A 6,852-nucleotide genomic window follows, 5' to 3' on the forward strand; every position below is an offset into this window, starting at 1 on the left:
CCCCCCGGGCAGGGGGAAACCGCTGCTCGGGGCGGGGGTGCCGCTCGGGGACCGCGGGCACCGCCCGTGACCGCTGCGGGGCACGGCGCGGGCGCGTCGGGCACGGCGGGCCGGCCGGGGCCGCGCGGGGTGGTGATTCCTGCGGTTCTCGCGGACGCCCGCCCGCCCCCCCCGTTCGGGGGACACCGGGCGGCGCCGGGAACCACCACCGATCCCCCTGACGTCCTGGGAGGTATGCGGCGCTATGCACGGCGGGCCAGGCGCACCGCCCCGGTCCGGGCTGTGGTTTTCGACATCGGGGGAGTCCTGGAGTTCACCCCCGCCCTCGGGGTCACCGACAAGTGGGAGCGGCGCCTCGGCCTGCCGTCCGGGGAGCTCAACCGCCTCGCCGGCGACGTCTGGCGCGGCGGCAGCGTCGGCACCTTCACCGAGGACGGCGTCCACCGCGCCCTCGGTGAGCGGCTCGGCATCGACCAGGTGATCGTGGCCTCGCTGATGAACGACGTCTGGACCGAGTACCTGGGCACCCTCAACACCGAGCTGTGCAGCTACGCCCGCGCGCTGCGGCCCCGCTACCGCACCGGGATCCTCAGCAACAGCCTCGTCGGCTGCCGGGAGCGCGAGCAGAGCCGCTACGGATTCGAGCAGCTCGTGGATGACCTCGTCTACTCCCACGAGGTCGGCATCGCCAAGCCGGACCCGCGGATCTACCGGCTCAGCTGCGAGCGCCTGGGCGTCTCACCGGAGGAGACCGTCTTCGTCGACGACAACCCGGCCTGCGTCGAGGCGGCCGGCGCCCTGGGGTTCCACACGGTCCACTTCCGGGACACTGCGCAGACCATCGCCGCCATCGACGGGCGCCTCGCCGCCGGTTGACCGGTGCGCGCCGGGGGACCGCCCCCGGGGCCGTGGGCGCTCGCCGCCGCCGGAGGGAGAGAGGCGTCCGGCGTGGGCTACGGCTTCCCCTCCGCCAGGTGCTCCTCGTGGCGGGCGTTGATGCGCAGCGCCTCTTCGAGCTGGTCCTCGAGAATGATGATGCGGCACGCGGCCTCGATGGGGGTGCCCTGGTCCACCAGCTCCCGGGCCCGGGCGGCGATGCGCAACTGGTAGCGGGAGTAGCGGCGGTGGCCGCCCGCGGAGCGCAGCGGAGTGATCAGGCGGGCCTCGCCGATCGCCCGCAGGAAGCCCTGGGTGGCGCCGAGTATCTCCGCCGCCCGCCCCATGGAGTAGGCGGGGTAGTCGTCGTCGTCGAGCCGGTCGTTGAAGTCGTTCGCTGTCATAGCACCTCGCTGTGGCACACGTCGGAGGGGCCCGGGTGCTGTGCACCCGGACCCCGAAGGAACTGCTACTCCATCTGCCGACCCTCTGGGGGCGTCGGCCCTGTGTTTCCGCGGCACCGAGCCGTCAGGCGTCGGGTGCGCGGGGATCGCGGTTGCTCGACCGGAGACCACCTCACTTACGGATGTCCTGCGGTACCCGGACTCGGTACAACGTCCGGGCGATCCTGATGGGGCGCCTGCTCCTCCGTTCTTCCCTCTGGTTCGTCATCCTCCGGCTCGCCGCGCGGTGTTCGCGCTGCCGTGCCCGGTGCGCGCGTCCGCAGTCGTACGCCTTCACCGGAAACCGCTTCGAGCCGTGCTTGCCGATACTGCTCGTGGCGGCCCCTGACACCTCGGGCCACCCGACACGGTGGTCAGTCCCGTCGCCCGCTCTGTACTGCTCCGGCTTCGACACTCCACCACCGCGCCGCTTCTGCGACTGCGGATACCTCGTTCCCGGCAGTTCGTCCCTGCCGGGCCTTCTCGATCTCGACTACGAGAGAAGAGTAACCATGGCCGCGCCGCAATGTCTACTGCGGCCGAGACAGATTTTCTGTGTCCCGGGAGCGGAGGTGCGTGCGGTGCCGCCGCGGGGGCAGGGGAGACCGCGGTCCCGGAGCAAACGCGCCGGGACCGGGCGGGTGGCCCCGCCGCCGCGGTGGGGCACGCTGGGGCACCCCACCCCTGTGAGGAGAAGGAGTCATCGGTGCGGGTACGGCAGGACCTCGACGACGTGCTGCGCGGCATGGACGGCGCGCCCTACGGCCAGTACAAGCGGCTCAGCGGTGTGTGGCGGCTGGACGGCGGTGCGCTGCTCCGGGTCGTGCGCGGCCAGGCGGACCCCTTCGCGCCGCCCGCCCGGCTCGCCGTGCGGCTGGACCCGGCCACCGCCGGGCTGCCGCCGGAGCTGCTGACGAGCGACGACCGCCGTCGGGCCGTGGCCGCGCGCCTCGCGGCGACCGCGGCCCGGGAGGCCGGTGACGGGCCCCTGCGGGTGGACGGCGGCGGCCAGGAGGTCCTGCACCGCTCCTCCTGCGTGGTCGACCCCGACGGCACCGTGACCCTTCGCCTGGGTGCGCCGCTGCCCGGTCGCGGCCGCCGGATCGACGGCCCCGCGGCCCGGCGCCTGCTGTGCGGGCAGCTGCCCGAGCTGGTCGCACAGCTGGCCTTCGACCGGCTCGACGAGGCCGCGCTGTGGCGGCAGGTGGCGTGCGTCGAGGACTCCGTCGCCCTGCGTGAGCAGCTCCCCGCCCTCGGCCTCGTCGCGTTCGTCGCCGACGGGGCCGTCCTGCCGCGCCGCAGCGGCGTCAGCGACCGCCCCGCCCGGGGACCGGAGGTGGTGCCGTTCGCCTCCCCGCCCGAACTCCGCACCACGGTGCGGCTGCCGCACGCCGGCGAGGTGAGCGGCATGGGCGTCCCCGAAGGGGTCACCCTCGTCGTCGGCGGCGGGTTCCACGGCAAGTCGACGGTGCTGCGGGCGCTGGAGTCCGGGGTCTGGGACCACGTGCCGGGGGACGGGCGGGAGCTGGTCGTCTCGCGCGCCGACACCGTCAAGGTCCGGGCGGAGGACGGCCGCCGGGTGGCGCGGGTGGACGTGCACGCCTTCGTCGACAACCTGCCGACCGGCGCCGACACCGCCGACTTCTCCACCGACAACGCCTCCGGCTCCACCTCGCAGGCGGCGTCGCTGTGCGAGGCCGTGGAGGCCGGCGCGCGGGTGCTGCTGATCGACGAGGACACCGCGGCGACCAACCTCATGATCCGGGACGCCCGGATGCAGGCCCTGGTCGCGGCCGACCGCGAGCCGCTCACGCCGTTCGTCGACCTCGTCGGCTCCCTCCACCGCGACCACGGCGTCTCCACGGTGCTGGTCATGGGCGGCTCGGGCGACTACATGGAAGTCGCCGACCGGGTGCTGCTGATGGACGCCTACCGGCCCGCCGACGTCACCGCCCGCGCCCGGGCCCTGGTCGCGGAGGTCCCGACCGGCCGCACCACCGAGGCCGACCGCTTCCCGGCGGTCACCCACCGGGTGCCGGACCCCGACTCGCTCGACCCCGCGGTGCGCGGCCGACCGAAGGTGCGCGCCCGCGGCGCGGACACCCTGAGCTACGGCGAGGACGACATCGACCTGCGCGCGGTGGCGCAGCTCACCGACAGCCGGCAGGTGGCCGGGGTCGGGCTCGCGCTGCGGGAACTGCTGCGCGGTGGGCACGTCGACGGCCGCCGCACCCTCGCCGCGGCGCTCGACCGGCTGGAGGCGGACGGCGGCCTCACCACCGAGGCGCTGCTCGCGGTGCGCGACGAGGACTTCGCGGTGCCGCGTCGCCACGAGGTCGCGGCCGCGCTCAACCGACTGCGCTCCCTGCGGATCGCTGCGCCGCCCGCGTGACGGCCTGATCGCTTGATCGTCCGGCGGCCCGAGTGCCCGAGTGCCCGAGTGCCCGAGCGCCCGTCCGCCGGTCGGCCCCGGGTCGGCCCCGGGTCGGCCCCGGGTCGGCCCCGGGTCGGCCGACTCTCTCCTGCCGGGCCTCCGGCCGTCACGCTCGCCGTGCAGGTCCCGCCCCCGCCCCCCGCCCCGCCGCTTCGCCCCGGCGCGGGCGCGGCGGGTTCGGTCGCCGCGGAGTGTGCCCCCCGCCCCGCCGCGGGCGCGGGCGCGCCGCCCGTTCGGAGGAACGCCGCCGCCGACCGGTGGCCACACCTGGCCACGGTTTCCGGCCCCGGTCGTGCTCGACCGGGCGGCGCCCGTCGCCGCCGTGACCGACGGTGAGACCACGGGGCAGAGGTCGTCCGCGCAGCTCACCGGCCCTCTTGCTACGCTTCGCGACCAGATGAACACGGCCGGATGTGCCGGGTGAGGTGCCGGCGCGTCCGGTCCCCGCACGGTCCGGCGCCCACCCGGGGCGAGGACGCCCCGGCCGGTTCCGACCCGCCGGTCCGGCCCGTCCGTACCGGCGGCGCACCGTCGCCGCCCCGCCGCCCCGCCGCCCCGCTGCTCCGCGCCCGCCGTCGCCGCGTCGCCGCGCCTTCTACCTCCACCCGGACCGCTGTCCGGCTCCCCGACCACGGCCCACCCGGCCGGTTTCCTTCGACCCGGACCTCACCCGCGCCCCGCCAGCCGCGGGGACGCACGCGCCCAACGGGAGTGCAGTGACCCAGACATCGAACACCCCGCAGACCTCGATCCCTTCGCAGAGCCCCACCGAGTCCCCGGCCCCGATCGACGTGCAGGGCTGCCCGTTCCGCCACGACAACGCGCTCGAACCCGATCCGTTCATGGAGCGCATGCGCCGCGAGGCGCCGGTCGCCCGCGTCCGTATGCCGTACGGGGAGGGCGACTGCTGGCTGGTCACCCGCTACGCGGACGTCAAACTCGTCACCTCCGACCGCCGGTTCAGCCGCGCGGCTCTCGTCGGCCGGGACTTCCCCCGGATCACGCCGGCGCCGATCGCCCAGTCGGAGTCCATCAACCTGATGGACCCGCCGGGCCTCAACCGGGTGCGGCGGCTGATCACCAAGGCGTTCACCACCCCGCAGGTCGAGGCGCTGCGCCCCTGGACGCAGCGCACCGTCGACGGGATGCTCGACGCGATGGCGGCCGAGGGGCCGCCCTCGGACGTCGTGCGCCACCTCTCCGAGCCGCTGCCGCTGCTGACCATCTGCGAACTCCTCGCCATCCCCGAGGAGGACCGCACCCTCCTGCGAGGCCACGCCATGGCGATGATGTCCATGCGCGCCGCGGACGAGCAGTCGGCGGTGGCCGCGAGGATCGCGCTGCGGGCGTACTTCAGCGAACTCACCGCCGCCCGCCGCCGCGACCCCGGCGACGACCTCATCAGCGGCCTGGCCACCGCCCGCATCGGCGACGAGTCCCTCAGCGACGACGAACTCGCGGTGCTGGCCATGCTGCTGGTGGTCACCGGCCATGACACCACCACCTACGACATCAGCAACTTCGTCTACACCCTGCTGACCCATCCCGAGCACCTGGCGCAGCTGGAGCGCGAGCCCGAACTGGTGCCGCAGGCACTGGAGGAGATGCTGCGGTTCATCCCGTTCCGGCAGGGCGTCGGCATCCCCCGGGTCGCGCTGGAGGACGTCGACATCGACGGCGTGACCATCCGCGCCGGGGACACCGTCCATGTCTCCTACCTGACCGCCAACCGCGACGACCTCGTCTACGAGAACGCCGCCGAGCTCGACTTCCGTCGCGAACACCCCGTGCCGCACATGGCGTTCGGCTACGGGGGCCACCACTGCCTGGGATCGCACCTCGCCCGCATGGTGCTCCAGGTCTCCGTCGGCTCGCTCATCGCCCGCTTCCCGGGCATGCGGCTGGCGGTCCCGATCGAGGACGTGGAGTGGAACACCGTCTCGATCTGGCGTTATCCGCTCGCCCTTCCGGTTGCCTGGTGAGGAGCCCCATGACCACGTTGTGCCGTCCGGCCATCGCCGTCCCCGAACACGTCATCACCCGCGAGGAGACGCTCGACCTCGCCCGCAGCCTCCACGCCGACCACCCGCAACTCCCGCTGGCGCTGCGGCTCATCGGGAACACCGGGGTGGAGACCCGGCGGCTGGTCCGCCCGATCGAGGAAACGCTTCGGCACCCCGGAGCCACCGTCCTCAACGCCATCTACGAGGCCGAGTCCAAGGCCCGGGTCCCGGACGTCGTGCGGCGGGCGCTCGCCCACGGCGAGGTCGAGCCGGAGGACATCGACCTCATCGTCTACGTCTCCTGCACCGGCTTCATGATGCCGTCGCTGACGGCGTGGCTCATCAACACCATGGGGTTCCGGCCCGAGACCCGGCAGCTGCCGATTGCTCAGCTCGGCTGCGCCGCCGGCGGGTCCGCCATCAACCGGGCGCACGACTTCTGTTCGGCCTACCCGGGCTCCAACGTGCTCATCGTGGCCTGCGAGTTCTGCTCGCTCTGCTACCAGCCGACCGACCTCGGGGTGGGCAACCTGCTCTCCAACGGGCTGTTCGGCGACGCGGTGGCGGCGGTCGTGATGCGCGGCGAGGGCGGCACCGGGGTCCGGCTCCAGCACAACGGCTCCCACCTGGTACCCGGCACCGAGAAGTGGATCTCCTACGTCATCCGTGACACCGGCTACCACTTCATGCTCGACAAGCGGGTCCCCGGGACCATGTCGATGCTGGCGCCCGCCATGCGGGAACTGGCCGAGCGCCACGAGTGGGAGATCTCCGGGCTGGACTTCTACATCGTCCACGCCGGCGGGCCGCGCATCCTCGACGACCTCTGTCACTACCTGGGGCTGCCGCCGGAGATGTTCCGGTACAGCCGGGCGACGCTGACCGAGCGGGGCAACATCGCGGCGGCCGTCGTGCTGGACGCCCTGGACCGGCTGTTCGAGGACGGCGGCGCCGCGGACGGCGCCCGGGGCGTGATCGCCGGGTTCGGTCCCGGCATCACCGCCGAGATCAGCCTCGGCAGCTGGACCGGCGCGCCCCTCGCCCCGGCGACGGCCGGCGCGGTCTCCGTGCCGGCGGGCCGCGGCGCCACCGCGCC

5 protein-coding genes are annotated in these 6,852 nt (G+C 74.2%); 4 read left to right on the plus strand and 1 reads right to left on the minus strand.

The annotated features are described in order from the left end of the window. Positions 1 to 282: 282 nt before the first annotated feature. Positions 283 to 876: an HAD family hydrolase gene (locus HCN52_RS19985; RefSeq protein ID WP_312876793.1), complete on the plus strand. Its 594-nt coding sequence runs from the start codon at positions 283 to 285 to the stop codon at positions 874 to 876. 77 nt (positions 877 to 953) lie between these two features. Here the strand turns inward: HCN52_RS19985 and HCN52_RS19990 are convergent, their stop codons facing one another. After that, a complete protein-coding gene (locus HCN52_RS19990; RefSeq protein WP_168089841.1) occupies positions 954 to 1,280 on the minus strand; it encodes a MerR family transcriptional regulator in 327 nt (108 codons plus the stop codon). A gap of 745 nt (positions 1,281 to 2,025) precedes the next feature. Between HCN52_RS19990 and HCN52_RS19995 the strand changes: the two genes are divergently transcribed. The 3 genes from HCN52_RS19995 to HCN52_RS20005 form a co-directional block, all read left to right on the plus strand. Then, positions 2,026 to 3,711: a P-loop domain-containing protein gene (locus HCN52_RS19995; RefSeq protein ID WP_312876794.1), complete on the plus strand. Its 1,686-nt coding sequence runs from the start codon at positions 2,026 to 2,028 to the stop codon at positions 3,709 to 3,711. A gap of 827 nt (positions 3,712 to 4,538) precedes the next feature. Beyond that, a complete protein-coding gene (locus HCN52_RS20000) occupies positions 4,539 to 5,735 on the plus strand; it encodes a cytochrome P450 (protein ID WP_312876795.1) in 1,197 nt (398 codons plus the stop codon). A gap of 8 nt (positions 5,736 to 5,743) precedes the next feature. Next, positions 5,744 to 6,852, plus strand: a 1,109-nt coding sequence (locus HCN52_RS20005) for a type III polyketide synthase (protein WP_168089843.1), incomplete at its 3' end; no start/stop codon positions are given.

This window comes from Streptomyces bohaiensis (assembly GCF_012033785.1).
GTDB classification, from domain to species: domain Bacteria; phylum Actinomycetota; class Actinomycetes; order Streptomycetales; family Streptomycetaceae; genus Streptomyces; species Streptomyces bohaiensis.

Coding starts and splice junctions, on each gene's coding strand:
- HCN52_RS19990 (WP_168089841.1), bottom strand. CDS start 1,280: ATGACAGCGAACGACTTCAACGACCGGCTCGACGACGACGACTACCCC.